General features: G+C 44.3%; 11 protein-coding genes. 2 read left to right on the forward strand and 9 right to left on the reverse strand.

The window, feature by feature from the left end:
- Positions 1–342 precede the first annotated feature (342 nt).
- Positions 343–828, reverse strand: coding sequence for an S-ribosylhomocysteine lyase (locus tag ACMJ0U_RS04915; RefSeq protein WP_417128550.1), 486 nt, complete (start codon positions 826–828; stop codon positions 343–345).
- Between the two features lie 7 nt (positions 829–835).
- Positions 836–1,531 (reverse strand): 5'-methylthioadenosine/adenosylhomocysteine nucleosidase, encoded by a 696-nt coding sequence (locus ACMJ0U_RS04920; protein ID WP_417128552.1) that lies wholly within the window; start codon positions 1,529–1,531, stop codon positions 836–838.
- 90 nt (positions 1,532–1,621) lie between these two features.
- Between ACMJ0U_RS04920 and ACMJ0U_RS04925 the strand changes: the two genes are divergently transcribed.
- Positions 1,622–4,111 carry a hypothetical protein gene (locus tag ACMJ0U_RS04925; RefSeq protein ID WP_417128564.1) on the forward strand — a complete coding sequence of 830 codons (2,490 nt, stop codon included), beginning with the start codon at positions 1,622–1,624 and terminating at the stop codon, positions 4,109–4,111.
- Between the two features lie 59 nt (positions 4,112–4,170).
- Here the strand turns inward: ACMJ0U_RS04925 and ACMJ0U_RS04930 are convergent, their stop codons facing one another.
- The 7 genes from ACMJ0U_RS04930 to metG form a co-directional block, all read right to left on the reverse strand.
- Complete coding sequence (locus tag ACMJ0U_RS04930) at positions 4,171–4,935, reverse strand: glycosyltransferase family 2 protein (protein WP_417128554.1); 765 nt, start codon at positions 4,933–4,935, stop codon at positions 4,171–4,173.
- The gene (locus tag ACMJ0U_RS04935; protein ID WP_417128556.1) at positions 4,928–6,190 is read right to left on the reverse strand and encodes a glycosyltransferase family 4 protein; all 1,263 of its coding nucleotides are present in this window, start codon (positions 6,188–6,190) and stop codon (positions 4,928–4,930) included. Before ACMJ0U_RS04935 ends, ACMJ0U_RS04930 begins: the two co-directional genes overlap by 8 nt.
- Before the next feature lie 27 nt (positions 6,191–6,217).
- Positions 6,218–7,294, reverse strand: coding sequence for a glycosyltransferase (locus ACMJ0U_RS04940; protein ID WP_417128558.1), 1,077 nt, complete (start codon positions 7,292–7,294; stop codon positions 6,218–6,220).
- Between the two features lie 12 nt (positions 7,295–7,306).
- A complete protein-coding gene (locus ACMJ0U_RS04945) occupies positions 7,307–8,368 on the reverse strand; it encodes a hemolysin activation protein (protein ID WP_417128559.1) in 1,062 nt (353 codons plus the stop codon).
- 12 nt (positions 8,369–8,380) lie between these two features.
- Complete coding sequence (locus tag ACMJ0U_RS04950) at positions 8,381–9,268, reverse strand: LicD family protein (RefSeq protein ID WP_417128560.1); 888 nt, start codon at positions 9,266–9,268, stop codon at positions 8,381–8,383.
- 114 nt (positions 9,269–9,382) lie between these two features.
- Positions 9,383–10,828, reverse strand: a complete 1,446-nt coding sequence (locus tag ACMJ0U_RS04955; protein WP_417128562.1) for a lipopolysaccharide biosynthesis protein — start codon at positions 10,826–10,828, stop codon at positions 9,383–9,385.
- Between the two features lie 94 nt (positions 10,829–10,922).
- Complete coding sequence (gene metG / locus ACMJ0U_RS04960) at positions 10,923–12,965, reverse strand: methionine--tRNA ligase (RefSeq protein ID WP_022054295.1); 2,043 nt, start codon at positions 12,963–12,965, stop codon at positions 10,923–10,925.
- Positions 12,966–13,291: 326 nt separating this feature from the next.
- Between metG and ACMJ0U_RS04965 the strand changes: the two genes are divergently transcribed.
- Positions 13,292–16,543 carry a SusC/RagA family TonB-linked outer membrane protein gene (locus ACMJ0U_RS04965; RefSeq protein ID WP_417128563.1) on the forward strand — a complete coding sequence of 1,084 codons (3,252 nt, stop codon included), beginning with the start codon at positions 13,292–13,294 and terminating at the stop codon, positions 16,541–16,543.
- Positions 16,544–16,561 lie beyond the last annotated feature (18 nt).

Here is a 16,561-nt window from a genome sequence, read left to right on the forward strand (position 1 = left end):
TTTCTTGCGTGTCCGGAACTCTTAGTAAAAACAGCACAACTTTTGCTTAATAGTCTATTATTTTAGGATGACTTTATGCAAAGTGTCTACTGTTCCAGTTTATAAAAAGAAAAAACGTCTAGTTATATCAGGAAAAGTCAGGCTGAGTAATCCTCCTTAGGCAGTACTGCGGTACTTTCTTGAAAGTACTGGAGTACTGCCAGGGAAGTATTACGGTACTGCCTGAGAAGTACTGAAAGCATGTCGGCAGGCTGTCTGAAAAGCGCCTGCCGGCACGCTTTGTTTTCCGGCATCTGATAAAGTGAATAGCCTATTCGTGTTTTGGGAACAGATGATGTGATTTTACAGGGAAGCCGGATAGTTTAAGTTTTCTTCGGTGAGCTGTTCCAGCACCTCATGCAGGAACTTGGCTGCTTCCCATTTGGCCATGGGAAGGTTCATCATCAGATAGTTTCCGCAGTCTTTTGCACTGGCTCCCGGCACTTCCCCTTCATAATCGGCAATGAAGCGGAAGGTTTCTGTCATCAGTGGGGCAATGTCTTTGGATTGCAGGTCGCCTTTTACTATCAGGTAGTTTCCGGTCAGGCAACCCATGGGACCCCAGTAGATAATCTCGTCGGCCCATACCGGATGATTGCGCAGGAAAGTAGCTGCCAGGTGTTCAATGGTATGGATAGCAGCAGGACTTAGAACCGGTTCGCGGTTGGGCTCTTTCATACGAATATCGAAGGTGGTGACGATTTCACCTCCAACTTCATCTTTGCGTGACACGAAAATACCACGTTGCAAACGAATATGATCTACTGTAAAACTTGGTATCTTTTTCATAAAGCGGTTATAGTTTGTTGGGTAATGCTTTCAGGAAAGTTTCAGTGACGTGGAAGGAACGGTCGGCCATTTCCCCCCAAAAGTTCAGGTATTGTTCAAAGTGCTTGTCAGCTCCCGGAGTGTCACTGATGATGCGGAAACTGATGAACGGAACCTGATAGAGGTAGCACACCTGGGCAATGGAAGCCGATTCCATATCTACTGCCAGTCCTTCCGGGAAGTTATGTTTGATTTCGTCCAGTTCACTGCGGTCGGTAATAAACTTGTCGCCTGTACAAATCAGACCTCCGTGGATAGCCGTTTCTGTATCGAGTGAAAGGGCACACTGGAAGAGGGTTTCATTTCCCTGGAAGAAAGTAGGGAGACCCTGAATCTGTCCGTAGGCATTGCCTTCGCCGCACCATACGTCATGGTACACAATCTGCTGGCTGACTACTACGTCCATCACTTTCAGGCAGGTGTCGATTCCTCCGGCTACTCCGGTGCTGATGATGCAGTCGGGCTGGAAGTTGCGGATAAGTTCTACCGTTCCGGCAGCGGCATTCACTTTGCCGATGCCACATTGCATCAGGATGATGGTATTTTGCTTGATGTTTCCTTCAATGTAGGTGAAGGGCCCTTCTTTACGTTCAGTCTTGTTCTCGAGTTGGTTAGCCAGTTGCTTCTGTTCGGAAGACATGGCCGTAATGATTCCTATTTTCATGCGTTAAAAAAGATTTTCAGCGGCAAATTTACGACTTTTCAGGCAGTATTGTGTTATCTTTGCCTGCCGAAAACATTAATTATGAATAATATGAACTTGTTCAAGAAACTATTGCCCGATGTAGTGGTAATCGTGCTTTTTGCCCTTATTTCGTTTGCGTATTTCTATCCTGCGGTAAATGAAGGACGAATTCTGGCTCAGCACGATGCGGTGGCTGGCATCGGTTCTGGACGTGAAATGAGTGAATACCTGGAGAAGACGGGGGAACGTACACGCTGGACGAACTCCATTTTTGGGGGAATGCCTACCTACCAGATGTCTCCGAGCTATGATTCTACCGATACGTTGGGCTGGATTCAGCAGGTGTATCATCTGTTCCTGCCTACTTACGTGTGGTATGTGTTTGTCATGCTGCTGGGCTTCTACATTCTTTTGCGTGCATTTGATTTTAAGGTATGGATGTCAGCCTTGGGGGCTATTATCTGGGCGTTCTCATCTTATTTCTTTATTATCATTGCGGCCGGTCATATCTGGAAGTTTATAGCATTGGCCTATATTCCTCCTACCATTGCCGGTATGGTGCTGGCTTATCGTGGCAAGCTGTTGGCTGGGGGGATTGTGACGGCCTTGTTTGTGGCCTTGCAGATTGTGGCCAACCATCCGCAGATGAGTTACTATTTCTTGTTTGTCATGCTGTTCATGGCCATTGCGTATGGGGTGATGGCATGGCGGGAAAAGAAGATGCCTCAATTTATCAAAGCTAGTGTGGTACTGGTAATCGCTGGTTTGTTGGGTGTGTGCGTGAACTTGTCAAACTTGTATCATACGTATGAGTACAGCAAGGAGACCATGCGCGGCAAAAGTGAGCTGGTGAAGGAGAATAGTGCAAACCAGACCAATAGCGGATTGGAACGAAGCTACATCACACAATGGAGCTATGGCATCGGAGAAACATTCTCGTTGCTGGTTCCGAATGTGAAAGGAGGGGCCTCTGTGCCTCTGGCTCAAAATGAGAAAGCCATGGAGAAGGCTGACCCTAACTATCTGGGATTGTATAGTCAGTTGGGACAGTATTGGGGCGAACAGCCGGGTACTTCCGGGCCGGTATATGTAGGTGCCTTTGTCATGTTCCTTTTCATTCTGGGATTGTTTATCGTGAAGGGACCGATGAAGTGGGCTTTGGTTGGTGGAACCGTATTCTCCATATTACTTTCCTGGGGACATAACTTTATGGGCCTGACGGATTTCTTTATTGATTATGTGCCCATGTACAGCAAGTTCCGTGCGGTATCTTCTATTCTGGTCATTGCAGAGTTTACCATACCGTTGCTTGCCATTATGGCGTTAAAGGAAGTGGTAGAACGTCCGCAGTTGTGGAATGAATCACGTAAGTCTTTCTATATTACTTTCGTTTTGACGGGAGGTCTTTCTTTGTTGTTTGCCTTGGCTCCAGGCTTCTTTTTCCCTTCGTATGTGTCTTCTGCCGAAATGAATGCATTGCAGAACGCGATTCCGGCCGATCAGCTGGCTCCGATTTTAATCAACCTGGAAGAGATACGTAAGTCCATCTTTACTTCGGATGCCTGGAGAAGCTTCTTTGTCGTATTGACAGGAGCTGTGTTGTTATGGGGATACTGTGCCGGAAAACTGAAAGCACAGTGGCTGGTCGGTTTGCTGGCTTTGCTTTGCCTGGTAGACATGTGGAGTGTAAACAAACGCTATCTGTATGACGAGCAGTTTGTGGCAAAGGGTACGGAAATGCAGCCCTTCCTGGAACCTTCGGAAACAGACAAGCAGATACTTCAGGACAAGTCTTTGGATTATCGTGTACTGAATCTGTCGGTCAATACGTTCAATGAAAACAATACGGCCTATTGGCACAAGAGCATCGGTGGGTATCATGCTGCAAAGCTTCGCCGTTATCAGGAAATGATTGATGAGCATATCCAGGGTGAGATTACCGCTCTGTATAAAACTTTACCCTCGGTAGGAGCTGATTTAAGTCAGGTAGGTGATACGTTGACTCCGGTGCTGAATATGCTGAATACACGTTATTTTATCATTCCGTTGCAGCAGGGAAAGACTATTCCGGTGTTTAATCCCCATGCATTGGGCAATGCCTGGTTTGTCAACGAGGTGCAGTATGTGAACAATGCCAATGAAGAAATAGAAGCGTTGTATCAGGTAAATCCGGCCCACGTAGCAGTGGTAGATAAAAAGTTCCAGAACGAAGTGAAAGCTTCTGCAGGTGCAGACAGCCTGAGTACGATTGTATTGACAAGCTATGAACCTAATGCCTTGAAATATGAGGTAAACTCTCCGAAGGGTGGTACAGTGGTCTTTGCTGAGATTTACTATCCGGGATGGCGTTCGTTCATTGATGGAAAAGAAGTATCGCATGGTCGTGCAGATTATATCTTACGTGCGATGAATGTGCCTGCCGGAAAGCATGTGATAGAGTTTACTTTCGACCCGAAATCGCTCCATGTGACCGAGACTGTTGCTTTCATTGCATTGGGCATATTGGGTCTGGCAATTTTGGCAGCCATTGTGTTAGTCCTAAAGAAAAGTAAGAAGTAAACAGGCAGAGAAGTTTGTTTGAAGAAATAAAGGCGTTCCAGTGAAGAGGCTCAGGCCACTTAACTGGGGCGCTTTTTAGTTTTCAAGGCCCGGATGACAAACCAGGCATGACGCAGCACGGTAGATATCACACCGTAATGCTTGCACATGATGCGGAAACGTTCTTTCAGGGAAGCTTTGTGGTTGCGTGTAGTCATTCCTTCATTCAGGTAGTCGATAAGTACCAGGTGGGTGTGGTGGAGTACCTGGCTTTTCTTCATGATCCGGATGCACCAGTCAAAGTCGGCGGAAAAACGATAATGCAAGTTGTAAGGTTCTACCAAATCACGACGTGCGAAGAAGGCTTGATGACATACCAGCATGCCTTCCTTGAAGCTTTTCCAGTTCAGATTTTCAGGAGGAGCCAGACGTCGCATGTGCAAGAAATGTCCTTCTTCGTCTACGATGGCTGTGTCACCATACAGCACGTCCGGAAGCGTAGCCTCTGTAATGGAGTGTACCATTAGCTGGAGGGTGTCATCTTCATGCAGTTCATCGCCTGCATTCAGGAAACAGAGGTAATCGCCGGTGGCCAGCTTGATTCCCTTGTTCATGGCATCATACAGCCCTTTATCCGGTTCACTGATTACGGTATGTATATGTTCCTTGTATTGTTCAACGATTTGTAAGGTTCTGTCTTTGGAACCTCCGTCCACGACGATGTACTCCACATTCTTGTAGGTCTGGGTAATGACACTCTGAATGGTATCTTCCAATACGGCTCCTGCATTATAAGTGACCGTGATGATGGAAAACTTCGGATGTAGGTGATGAACATTATGCATTTTTCCCGGTAATGTGGTTGTATATTTGAATGTACTGATTGGCTACGATTGCCTCAGAGTAAGTGGTTACAGCCTTGCGATACGCTTCAGAGCTTAATGTTTCGTAATCTCCTTCTGTAAGTGTCCAGCAGATGCCGTTAGCCAGGTCGTCAGCCGATTTATATTGGGCTACGTAGCCGTTATGCAGGTGGTCAATCATTTGCGGAATACCTCCTACATTAAATCCCACACAAGGAATACCGCAGGCCATTGCTTCGACAATGGTATTCGGCAGGTTGTCCTGCAAGGAAGGAGTAACATAGAGGTCAACGGCATTGTATATATCTACCAGCTCTTTTTCATTGCTTACGTAATTCATGGGATAGATAGGGAAAGGGAAAAGTGATTTGTATTGTTCGGCCTGGCTTCCTAATACCACTACTCCTAATTGTTTGCTCAATTCAGGTTCCTGTTGAGCCAGTAGTTTGCAAGCCTCAATCAGGTAGTTTATTCCTTTGCGCTTATCTGTAATCTTCATGGAGCCGAACAGAAGCAACTTCTTGTCGGTAGGCAGATGCAGTTTTTCGCGTGCAAATTTCTTGGCACGTGGTTTGAACAGATTGGTATTAATCGCATTAGGAATGTTTGTAATGGTGTGCCCTTGCAGCAGGCGGCTTCTGCGTGCCATGGATTCCAGCCAACGGCTACAAGCTATGAATGTGATGGGCGCTGTGGTATAAAGTTGCTGTTTCTTGTGGAATGTTTTTTCTGATAAATCATGGTAATGAGGCTTCAGTAGAAGCGGGCAGTCATGACATTGGGTAGTGTACTTTTCGCATTCAGCTGAATAATGGCAGATACCGGTAAAAGGCCACATGTCATGCATGGTCCATACTACGGGTTTCCCAGAGGCCAGAATCCGTTGGATGTCTTTTAATGAGAGCATGCCTTGGTTAATCCAGTGCAGATGGATGACATCAGCTTGTTTGAATTCGGGCAGAGAAGTGATGTCGGTGCCAGTATTGGCTATATCTACGGCAAAAAGGTTGTGACGCTTGAAGCCATTGGCTGCCCAAATAACTACCCGTTCCCAAGTGAACTGCCAGATTCTGCGCCATGATTTCTTGAGTGTAACCACAGTTACCTGGTCGGTCTGCTTGTTGCGGACTAGCATTTTGGCTTTTATCCCGTTATTTTTTAAAGCTTCCATCAGTCGGTTAGCTGCAATGGCAGCTCCTCCGATGCGTTCTGCGGTGTTGATAATCAGTACTCTCATGGCGTGTCGTTCAATTTTTCTGCAAAGTTAGGAGTTTTTTGTCCTTATGTGCAACAGTCTTTGGGCAATTTCCTTACTGAAAATTTCCAGATTGAATCGTTTTTCTCCCAACTTTCTTGCATTTTCTCCCATTTCTCTGGCTTTCTCCGGATGGGTATTCAAGTAACGGATGGCTTTTACCCAACCTTCCACATCACCGTAGTTTACGGCGATGCCAATGCCTTCTTGTTCTATATCGATTTCGAAGTTCGGGTTCTTGGAACAGATGACAGGGATTCCCAGGGCGTATGCCTCCACCAGAGTGGTTAGTCCTACTGTATAAGGGAAGTCCAGACAGCAGATGACAATAGCTTTTTTGCAGGCAACCTTTTTGGCTAGGTCATAAGGAATGACTCCTTCGGTATAGTGGATGCAGATATTGTTTGTCAGTGTCAGGCTGTCGGCTATTTTTTTATAATTGAGATTACCACATTCTTCTGCAATGAAGATTTCCAGACTTTCATCCGTTTGTGAGAAAGCCTGCAACATGGTTTTCAAGTCGCGATTCTCTTTTCCTGTGGAGATAAAGCCTTCGCCTGCTTTTGTAGGAATTTCCTTTAGCAAATGGTCATAAAAAGCCAGGTCAGGTCCCCAATGAATCAGTTCCAGTTTGTGCTCCGGAACCTTATGGGTGGTGATGGAATCCTGAATTAGTTTCCGACTAAAGAGAAACATGTGGTCAATTCCCCGATAGAAGAAGCGGGAAATTGTCTCCTTCAAACGGTTGGGTGATTTACGCAATGCCGTGTGATGCCATACGACAATTGGTTTCCGGTATAGCCCTAATGCCCGCAAGAAGATAATCAGCTCCAGTCCACGGAAAGATGTGCCGTAAAGCACTTCGTACTTCTCTTTGCAGAAAAGAATTTCCTTCGTGGTATAAAGCATCAGCTTCCATCGGCTGACATAGGGCTTATAGCGGTGCATGACAGACTGAATGCCGTATTTTTCCAATAAAGGCAGACCGTAGAGAATGTGTCCGGGGAACCGGAAATCTTTCCATTCCTCATAACTTTCCCGTGTAAGACGGGTATGGTAGAAATAAATCTTGAGCTTTGAATCCATTTTATCTCCAAATTAGCGCCATTTATTACGTCCTAACCACTTGTTGATACGGTTAATCAATGATTTCTTTATGTGTTGGAAATTGCCATAACGCAGGTTTAAATAGAGTTCTTCAAAAGAACGTCCGATTTTTATCCAGGGGTGTCCCCATGCCATGACACGGAACATGCGATTCTTGTAACCCACATTCTCAATGACATACCGTGGATGTTTCAGTGGGAAATCCTGTTCGTAACGCTTCATGGTAAATATACGCCGGTAGCCTTTCGGTAGCAGGTTATTGCTTCCGCCAAAGTGGGTAGAACCGGCTGTGGCTCCCAAATTATTAATCATGTTTCTGGTAGGGACAATACTCAAACCGGAGTTGAAGAACATGGCCGCATGGAAAATACTTTCATAGTAAGCCTTCCCGCTTTCCCGGTGGTGGCGGCAAAACTCGATGAATTCTTTCTGGTATTTTCTTTCCTTGATGTATTCTTCCAGTTGTTGCAGATTGAAGGTATCATCCAAGAAACTATAATGCTCATCCCATTGGTCGATGACACGGCGCCAGCTGGCCCATCCCCAGATGGAAAATGCCGTACTGAAGAAATAATCATAAGGCATGTTGGGGGTAATTTCGTCGTAGTTGATACCGGAAATCATGCAGATGCGGCTATCGTTCTCATATCGGTCGAGCAGTTCCTTACAGAAAGCAAAGAAACTCACGGAAGGCACATCATCGTCTTCAAGCACAATGCATTTCTCTACAATCGAAAAGGCCCATTTCTGGGAAAGATATTCAGACGGGTCGCAACCAAAATTCTTTTTCTGGTACCATTGATATACTTCACATTCCCAGTCTATTTCATCTACCACCTTCCGGCAGGCCAGAATACCGGGCATATCTTTTTCCCCTCTTGCTCCGTCCTGATAAAGGAATAATCTGGAAGGACGTGCCTTTTTAACCTGTTCAAATACGGCAGAAAGAGGTTCAGGCCGGTTGAAGAACAGAATCAGTACGGCTACATCAACTTGTGAAGGATGGCCGGTATATTGGATAGGGGTGCTGTGTACAGGAATATGATTTTCCATGATACTATAGTTTTAGGAATGAGATTTCATTTCGTTGGTTTCAGCGAGTGTATTGAATGATAATATCTCGGGATAGTGGTCAATTACCTGAGCCTGTTCTTCTTCATTGAAACGATGCAATTTCGGGTAATTGTACCGGAGAAACTCTTCCAGTCCTTGAGGAGCTGCCAGAGTTAATGGGCCGAATTTCACCGGTTCCAGTCGGTTCAGACTTTCTTCCGTTACATGGTCGGTCTTGGTCATGACATTATTGAAATAACGGGTTTTCCGTTGATTGAAACATGTTTGCGTCCTTGTCAGGAGCCGGAAAATGGTCTTTTTGGGTAAAAGTATATCGATAAGATAGTTAGCCAGACATCCCATAAATCCCCGGTTGGTCGGATTTTCTATCTCACAAGGGCGGCAATGTTTCCAGAGCCAGGCTTCTTTTCCCATCAGACAGCAGTTCAGGAACTTAGCCAACTCATGCTGGATTCTCATAAGAAGGCGATTGTCTGGAATGCGGTCGAAGGGAAAAATATCGACAAAAATGCCCTGATGCATAGGTACATTCTTGAACAGCCCTTCCACAAAAAGAGTATGATTCTTTTTTACCTTGGCAAAGTAGTAAGGAGTATGCGGGTCCGTTTCTATCCACGAAAGAAAATAGCGGGAGTCTAGTTCCTGAGGAGCAATCTTCAGGAAACGGTTATAATCTTCCCGCTTCATTCCAATGTCTATGTCGTCATCCCATGGAAGGATAGCTTTGTCATACAGCGCACCAATGGCTGTTCCCCCGATTACGAAGAAAGGAATCTGGTGCTTCTGACAGATACGTACGATTTCTCCCAGTATCTCATATAAAGCTTCGTGCAGCTTTTCTAACTCTTGAGGGGTATATTTTCTGGAGTATGTATTCATGGAATCTTTTTATTAAGCGGCATTCACTATCTTTTTGCAAACTTAGTGAATCTGCTTTTTTCAACCAAGCTTGCACACTAAAAAACGATGTGTTTTATTACATGGCGCATTAAGTTATGATAGCTTCTTTTTAAGAATGTAATTCAGGGCTTCCTTGAAAGTTGCCGAGCCACTTAGCCACATGAGAAGCGTGTAAAGAATTCCTGCGGATAGAATTTTCACCGTAATCAGCAGATATAAGTTGGTGAGCGGACGTGTCAGAAAATAAACTCCTCCCATGATAATGGCTGCGATGAGCCCAAATGAAAAGACATCCTTAATGGCATGGAGAAGGTTCAAGCGGATTTCACGCCACACGAAGTAATGCCATGCCAGCAGCCAGCCTATATTGATGGCAATGTATACTTTAATCATGTATTGTATGCCGTAAGGATAGAGCAGATACATGACAATGAGTTGGCAGGTTCCTTGTGCAATGGTATTCCACATGAACAGGTTGGATTTTCCTTTGCTGATAAGCAGGTTGGTATAGAGACTGGTTACGGGCAGGAAAGCACCTCCGATGGCCAGCAGTTGAAGGATATAGGCACTGGGAAGCCATTTGCTCCCGATGGTCAGCGTAATCATTTCCGGAGCAATAAGTGACAGACCTAGCATGACCGGAAAAGAAACAAATGCCGTGAAACGAAGCATCTTACGGAAAATACGGCACTGACGTTCACTGTCATCGGCCACCTGGCGAAGTACGGGCAGAGCTACACTGCTTACCATCCCTGTAATCAGGGAATGTCCCATGAGGTTCCATTTGTTGGCTTGGTTGAATTGTCCGACCTCCCGCTCAGAATAGTAACGTCCCAGAATGATGGAAAACAGGTTGTTGTTGATGTGATTGAAAATATTGGTCAGCAGAAGTTTGCTACTGAAACTGACCATACTTTTCAAAGGGCGGAAATCAAAGTGGAAAGTGGGGCGCCAGGGAGAAAAATACAGGTAACACAGATTGATGACGGATACGTATACGATGCTTTGCGTGGCAATACCCCAGTAAGAGTAACCTAACAATGCCATTGCTACTCCCGTGCATCCTGATACAACCAGCGCAATGATGCTGGATAAAGCTTTCTGCTTCACCATCAGGTTGCGAAATAAGTAGGCACTGTGAGGGATTCCCAGACTGGCAATAAAGAACCCGATAAATGAATAGCGTGCTAGCGGAATCAGTTCGTCGTTGCGATAAAACTCTGCAATCAGCGGTGCACATCCGGCCAGGATGAGATAGAGTGTAAGGCTCAGTCCGCTACAGAACCAGAACACCGCATTGTAGTCCTGATGACTGATATCCTTTTTATTGACCAAAGCCGCGGTGAAGCCGCTTTCTTGTAAAGAGCCGGCTATCAGTGAGAAGATGCTCAGCATCCCTACCATTCCGTAATCACTATCGTTCAGAATACGGGCGGTGATGATGCCGAATACCAGATTCAGCACCTGCATGGCCCCATTGTTGATTCCTCCCCAGAGCAATCCTTTGGCCGTTTTTTCTTTTAAAGAGTGTTCGGGCATTCTTGTTTCTTATGGAACAGACGACGCAGACCTCCGTTGTGTATCAACGGAAATCTGCGTGCGTGTGTAAAAATAGAATGAAGGAGAGCAAAGATTATTTCACTTCGCTTCCTGGTTTTACTTCGTTCAAAGTAGTGGTAACGGACAGTGAACCGTCAAAGTTTTCTGCGCTGAGAATCATACCTTCGCTCACCAGACCGTTCTTGAACTGACGAGGAGCTAAGTTCGCGATAAACAGCACTTGTTTGCCTACCAGGTCTTCCGGCTTGTAATGCTGTGCGATGCCACTGACAATGGTACGGTTTTCCAGTCCGTCGGCAATCTTGAATTTCAGCAGCTTCTTCATCTTAGGTACGTTTTCGCATTCCAATACAGTACCTACACGGATGTCGAGTTTCTCGAATTCTTCGAAAGCAATGGTCGGTTTAATTGGATTTGCCTTGTAATTGGCTGCTTCGTTGGCCTTCTTGGTAGCCAGCAATTTATCTACCTGTGCCTGAATAACGTCGTCTTCAATCTTTTCGAACAACAGTTCAGGTTTGTTCAGCTGATGGCCTTCTGCCAGCAAGTCTGTACGTCCCAACTGTTCCCAATCGAAGCTTTCCATGTTCAGCATCTTACGCAGTTTTTCAGAACTGAATGGCAGGAACGGTTCAAAAGCAATGGCCAGGTTAGCAACCAACTGCAATGAAATGTTCAGGATGGTAGCCACACGTGCCATGTCGGTCTTAGCCAGTTTCCATGGTTCTGTATCTGCCAGGTATTTGTTTCCGATGCGGGCCAGATTCATGGCTTCTTTCTGTGCATCGCGGAATTTGAACACGTTCAGCAGTTTTTCCACTTCTTCTTTTACGTCGGCAAATTCTTTCAGTGTTTCACGGTCGTAGTCATTCAATTCACCGCAAGCCGGAACCTTTCCATCGAAATATTTGTGAGTCAGTACCAATGCGCGGTTTACGAAGTTACCGTATACGGCTACCAGTTCGTTGTTGTTACGAGCCTGGAAATCTTTCCATGTAAAGTCGTTGTCCTTTGTTTCCGGAGCGTTGGCAGTCAGCACGTAGCGCAATACATCCTGTTTGCCAGGGAAATCCTGCAGGTACTCGTGCAACCATACTGCCCAGTTGCGTGAAGTTGAAATCTTGTCACCTTCCAGGTTCAGGAATTCGTTAGAAGGCACGTTGTCCGGAAGAATGTAGCTTCCTTCTGCTTTCAACATGGCCGGGAATACGATACAGTGGAACACGATGTTATCTTTTCCAATGAAATGAATCAGGCGTGTTTCAGGGTCTTTCCACCATTTCTCCCATGAATCGGGCAACAGTTCTTTTGTATTAGAGATATAGCCGATAGGTGCATCGAACCATACATACAATACTTTTCCTTCTGCACCTTCTACCGGAACCGGAATACCCCAGTCAAGGTCGCGGCTTACGGCACGAGGCTGCAGCCCCATATCCAGCCAGCTCTTGCACTGTCCGTACACATTCGGACGCCATTCCTTGTGGTCTTCCAGAATCCATTTGCGCAACCAACCTTCGTGTTTGTCCAACGGCAGATACCAGTGTTTGGTTTCCTTCATGACAGGCTGGCTTCCGCTGATGGCACTTTTCGGGTTAATCAGTTCTGTAGGAGAAAGTGTGCTTCCACATTTTTCACACTGGTCACCGTAGGCACCTTCCGCATGGCAGCGAGGGCATTCTCCCGTGATGTAACGGTCAGCTAAGAATGTGTGAGCTTCCTCGTCATAATATTGCATGGAAGTTTTTTCGATAAACTCATGCTTGTCATACAATTTGCGGAAAAAGTCAGATGCCAGCTGATGGTGAGTAGGTGAAGAGGTACGTCCGTACACATCGAATGAAATACCGAACTCTTTAAAAGAATCCTTAATGAGGGTGTGATAACGGTCTACAATATCCTGTGGGGTTACACCTTCTTTCTTGGCGCGGATAGTGATGGGCACTCCATGCTCATCCGACCCTCCGATAAAGAGCACGTCTTCTTTTTTCAGGCGCAGATAGCGCACGTAGATATCGGCCGGCACATAAACACCTGCCAGATGGCCGATATGAACCGGACCGTTTGCGTATGGCAGAGCCGATGTAACGGTCGTTCGTTTAAAGTTCTTTTCCATATACGTATATAGTTTATTCTAAGTTGCAACCTTACGATGTGCAAAGATACGATTTATTTGGAAATTATTCTTTTTTGCGGCGTGCGAAGCGAATTTTTCGGGATGGGTTTAAGATATATTGGTTTCAAAACTTTGAAGGTAGAATCCGGTGAATGTGTTTATAAGAATTTATGGAGTAGTCGAAATCTTTTTGTAACCTTATTGTGCCATAGTTTTAATTAACCTGCAATCATTGTGCAATGCCCCCCTCATACTTTTGCACAGAAATTTTATTCTATTAACAGGTTATGAAAAAAGTAATTAGATTGTTTTGTTTAATTGTCTGTATGACAGGATTTTTTACGAATTCTGCTCAGGCTAAAATTTTTGAAGATGATTGGGTTCAAGGTCTTGTTGTTGACCAAAATGGAGAGGCCGTAATCGGTGCCAGTATTTTTGAGAAGGGGACTCAAAATGGAACGGTAACGGATGTGGATGGAAAGTTCAGATTAGATGTACAGAGCTATGAACATACGCTGGAAATATCTTATATCGGTTATACCACACAGCGTATAAAACCGAAAAAGGGAGATAATCTGCATATTGTATTGGTTGAGGATTCTAAAACAATGGATGAGGTTGTGGTAGTAGGTTATCAGACCATGCGTAAAACAGATGTGGTGGGAGCAGTTTCAAGTATTAAGTCAAGAGAGCTAAACGTAACGACTCCTACGGTAGGACAAAGTTTGGTTGGTAAAGTATCCGGTGTGCAGATTGCACAGGTAAGTGGTGCACCTTATGGTAGTACGAAAATTCGTGTACGTGGTGTCGCTTCTATCAATGCAAGCTCTGATCCGCTTTATGTAATTGACGGGTATCCTTCGAATGATGATTTAATGCTGAATCCTGAGGATATTGAATCTATTGAAGTCTTGAAGGATGCAGCTTCGGCAGCTATTTATGGTTCACGTGCTGCAGGTGGTGTAGTTCTTATTACAACGAAACGTGGTAAGGAAGGCAAAGTAAAAGTAAACTATAATTTTCAGTTGAGCGTCAATCAGCTTGCCAAGAAAATTGATTTGCTCAATTCAGCTCAGTTTGCCGATTTGGTGGTAGAAGGACGTAATAATGCGTATAAGAATATTCTTGTAACAGCTGGTAAGCCTTGGGATGATTCATATATTCATCACACGAATGCGGAACGTGCCCAGCAAATAGGCTCTGCTAACAGTGCAGCAATGATTCCTGAGTTTCTTTATGATTTTGAGAAAGGTGAAGTGATTACTCCGCAGTATGATACAGACTGGCAGGATGAATTATATCAGAATGCATTGTCACAACGTCATCATGTGTCGGTAAATGGCGGTACCGATAAAATACGCTATGAAGTGAGTATGGGCTATCAGAATCAAGAGGGTATTATTCTATCAACAGGTCAGAAGCGTTTGAATTTACGTGCAAATCTGGATGCGGAAATTAGCTCAAAATTCAGAATCGGAGCTACTATTTCAAATACTTCTAACTGGAACCGTGAGGTTCAGGAGGGACGTTTCAATCAAGGACCTATTTTGGGTGCATTGATTTATGCTCCGATTTTTCCTTGCTACGATGAAAATGGGGAACTTGTAAAAGGGGAAATGACATCATATGCAAGTGAATATGGTTTCCAGCAGATTGAAAATCCGGTTGCGTTGGCTACGGAAACAAAAATACGCCGCAATGGAATAAGAAATACATATAATGTAACTGCTACATATGAACCGGTAAAGAATCTGTTTTTGAAAGCAAACTTGGGTATGTATACTTATTCTGAAAAGTATGAGTTTTATCGTCCTACGAGTCTTTCTGATGGAGCAAATCCTCCTTATTCTGATCAGGCTAAGGCAGCAGCCAATGCAATTGCGAATACTACTTTGAAATCGGACTATCTGGCAGAGTTTACAGCCAACTATAATAAGACGTGGAATGAGGTACATAACTTTAGTGGGGTAGCCGGTTATTCTGTACAGAAAGATATGATAGATGTATTGGGAGTAAAGGCTACAGGCTATGAAGATGATCATATCACAGAAGTAACCGGACACGGAGCAGATCCAAGTGACATTCAGTTGAACAATACTTATAAGTCGAATTGGACAATGTTGTCTTATTTTGCACGCTTGAATTATAATTATGCGAACAAATATTATTTGACTGCTTCATTCCGTGGTGATGCTTCTTCACTTTTTGGTCCTGAAAACCGTTGGGGATATTTCCCCTCTATTTCTGCTGCCTGGACACTTTCTAATGAAGACTTCTGGAAAGATAATTTAGGAGAGTCTACTTCATTAAAGTTGCGTGCAAGTTGGGGTATGAGCGGAAATAATAATATTGGTAACTATGAGTATGCCACCATTATGAATTCACCGGCCGGTGCTGTCTTTGGAAATGGTACTATTGTGTCAGCAATGTATCCGGGTGGTGTGAAAGATAATGCGATTGGATGGGAAACTACTTCTCAGTATAACGTAGGATTTGATTTGTCTTTATTTAATAACCGACTTTCAGTTTCGGGAAACTATTATTTAAGTTATACAAAAGATTTGCTTTTCGAACAGCCGATTTCTGCTATTTCGGGTGCTAATTTTATGCTGACTAACTTGCCAGATTCAAAAATCCGTAATACCGGTTTTGATCTTCAGGTGGATGCACGTGTACTTACCGGCAAAGATTATAGCTTGAACGTAAGTGGAAACATATCATTGAACCGTAATAAGGTGCTTAACTTAGGCGGAAACAAAATTATCACTAACGGTGCAGAACGCTCTTACATGACTCATATAACGGAAGAAGGACAGCCTATCGGTATGTTCTATGGATTTAAGGTCGCAGGTATGGTTACAGAAGCGGATATGGCCGGTCTGGCAGCTGATGATGCGGTCTATAAGGCTAATGGCAACTCCTTCCCGGAAGGCTATGAATTGCAGGGACCTCCTCGTTCATTATCTCAGTCTGTAGCTCTTCAGCCTGGTGACTTGTATTTTGAGGATGTAAATGGAGATGGAGTTGTAGATGACGATGATAAAAGAGTTATTGGTAACCCACATCCGAAGTTTACGTACGGATTTAATGTAAATGGTAACTATCGTGATTTGGATGTAAGTGCTTCATTCAATGGCTCATATGGAAATAAAGTGTTGGATGGTCAAGATTATTACCTGTTTAATATGGAAGGTTCTGGTAATCAGTATTCTGTAGTAGACGACCGTTATCGTAATCCGGAAAATCCAGGAAATGGATGGGTATACAAAGCTTCACGAGGAGGTACGCAGAGCAATAGTACTCGTCTTTCTACGTTCTATTTGCAGGATGGTTCTTTCTTCCGTTGCACTAACATTACTGTAGGCTACTCATTCCCGAAAATCAAGCAATGGTCAGATGGAGTAATCAGTAATTTGCGTCTCTATGTAGCTACAGATAATCCGTTCACTATTACTAAGTATAAAGGATATAACCCAGAGGTAGACTATAACAACGGATCAAACTTGACTCCGGGTGTAGATTATGGTAAATACCCTCTGATGAGAGCTTATAATATGGGTATTCAGTTAACATTCTAAAGATTAGAAAAATGAAAA

It is taken from the genome of Phocaeicola sp., assembly GCF_048170425.1.
Taxonomy (GTDB): domain Bacteria; phylum Bacteroidota; class Bacteroidia; order Bacteroidales; family Bacteroidaceae; genus Phocaeicola.

Excerpts from the sequence above, each read along its gene's own strand:
- ACMJ0U_RS04945 (WP_417128559.1), bottom strand. The coding sequence starts at position 8,368 with ATGGAAAATCATATTCCTGTACACAGCACCCCTATCCAATATACCGGC.
- ACMJ0U_RS04915 (WP_417128550.1), bottom strand. The coding sequence starts at position 828 with ATGAAAAAGATACCAAGTTTTACAGTAGATCATATTCGTTTGCAACGT.
- ACMJ0U_RS04950 (WP_417128560.1), bottom strand. The coding sequence starts at position 9,268 with ATGAATACATACTCCAGAAAATATACCCCTCAAGAGTTAGAAAAGCTG.
- ACMJ0U_RS04965 (WP_417128563.1), top strand. The coding sequence starts at position 13,292 with ATGACAGGATTTTTTACGAATTCTGCTCAGGCTAAAATTTTTGAAGAT.
- ACMJ0U_RS04920 (WP_417128552.1), bottom strand. The coding sequence starts at position 1,531 with ATGAAAATAGGAATCATTACGGCCATGTCTTCCGAACAGAAGCAACTG.
- ACMJ0U_RS04925 (WP_417128564.1), top strand. The coding sequence starts at position 1,622 with ATGAACTTGTTCAAGAAACTATTGCCCGATGTAGTGGTAATCGTGCTT.
- metG (WP_022054295.1), bottom strand. The coding sequence starts at position 12,965 with ATGGAAAAGAACTTTAAACGAACGACCGTTACATCGGCTCTGCCATAC.
- ACMJ0U_RS04935 (WP_417128556.1), bottom strand. The coding sequence starts at position 6,190 with ATGAGAGTACTGATTATCAACACCGCAGAACGCATCGGAGGAGCTGCC.
- ACMJ0U_RS04955 (WP_417128562.1), bottom strand. The coding sequence starts at position 10,828 with ATGCCCGAACACTCTTTAAAAGAAAAAACGGCCAAAGGATTGCTCTGG.
- ACMJ0U_RS04930 (WP_417128554.1), bottom strand. The coding sequence starts at position 4,935 with ATGCATAATGTTCATCACCTACATCCGAAGTTTTCCATCATCACGGTC.
- ACMJ0U_RS04940 (WP_417128558.1), bottom strand. The coding sequence starts at position 7,294 with ATGGATTCAAAGCTCAAGATTTATTTCTACCATACCCGTCTTACACGG.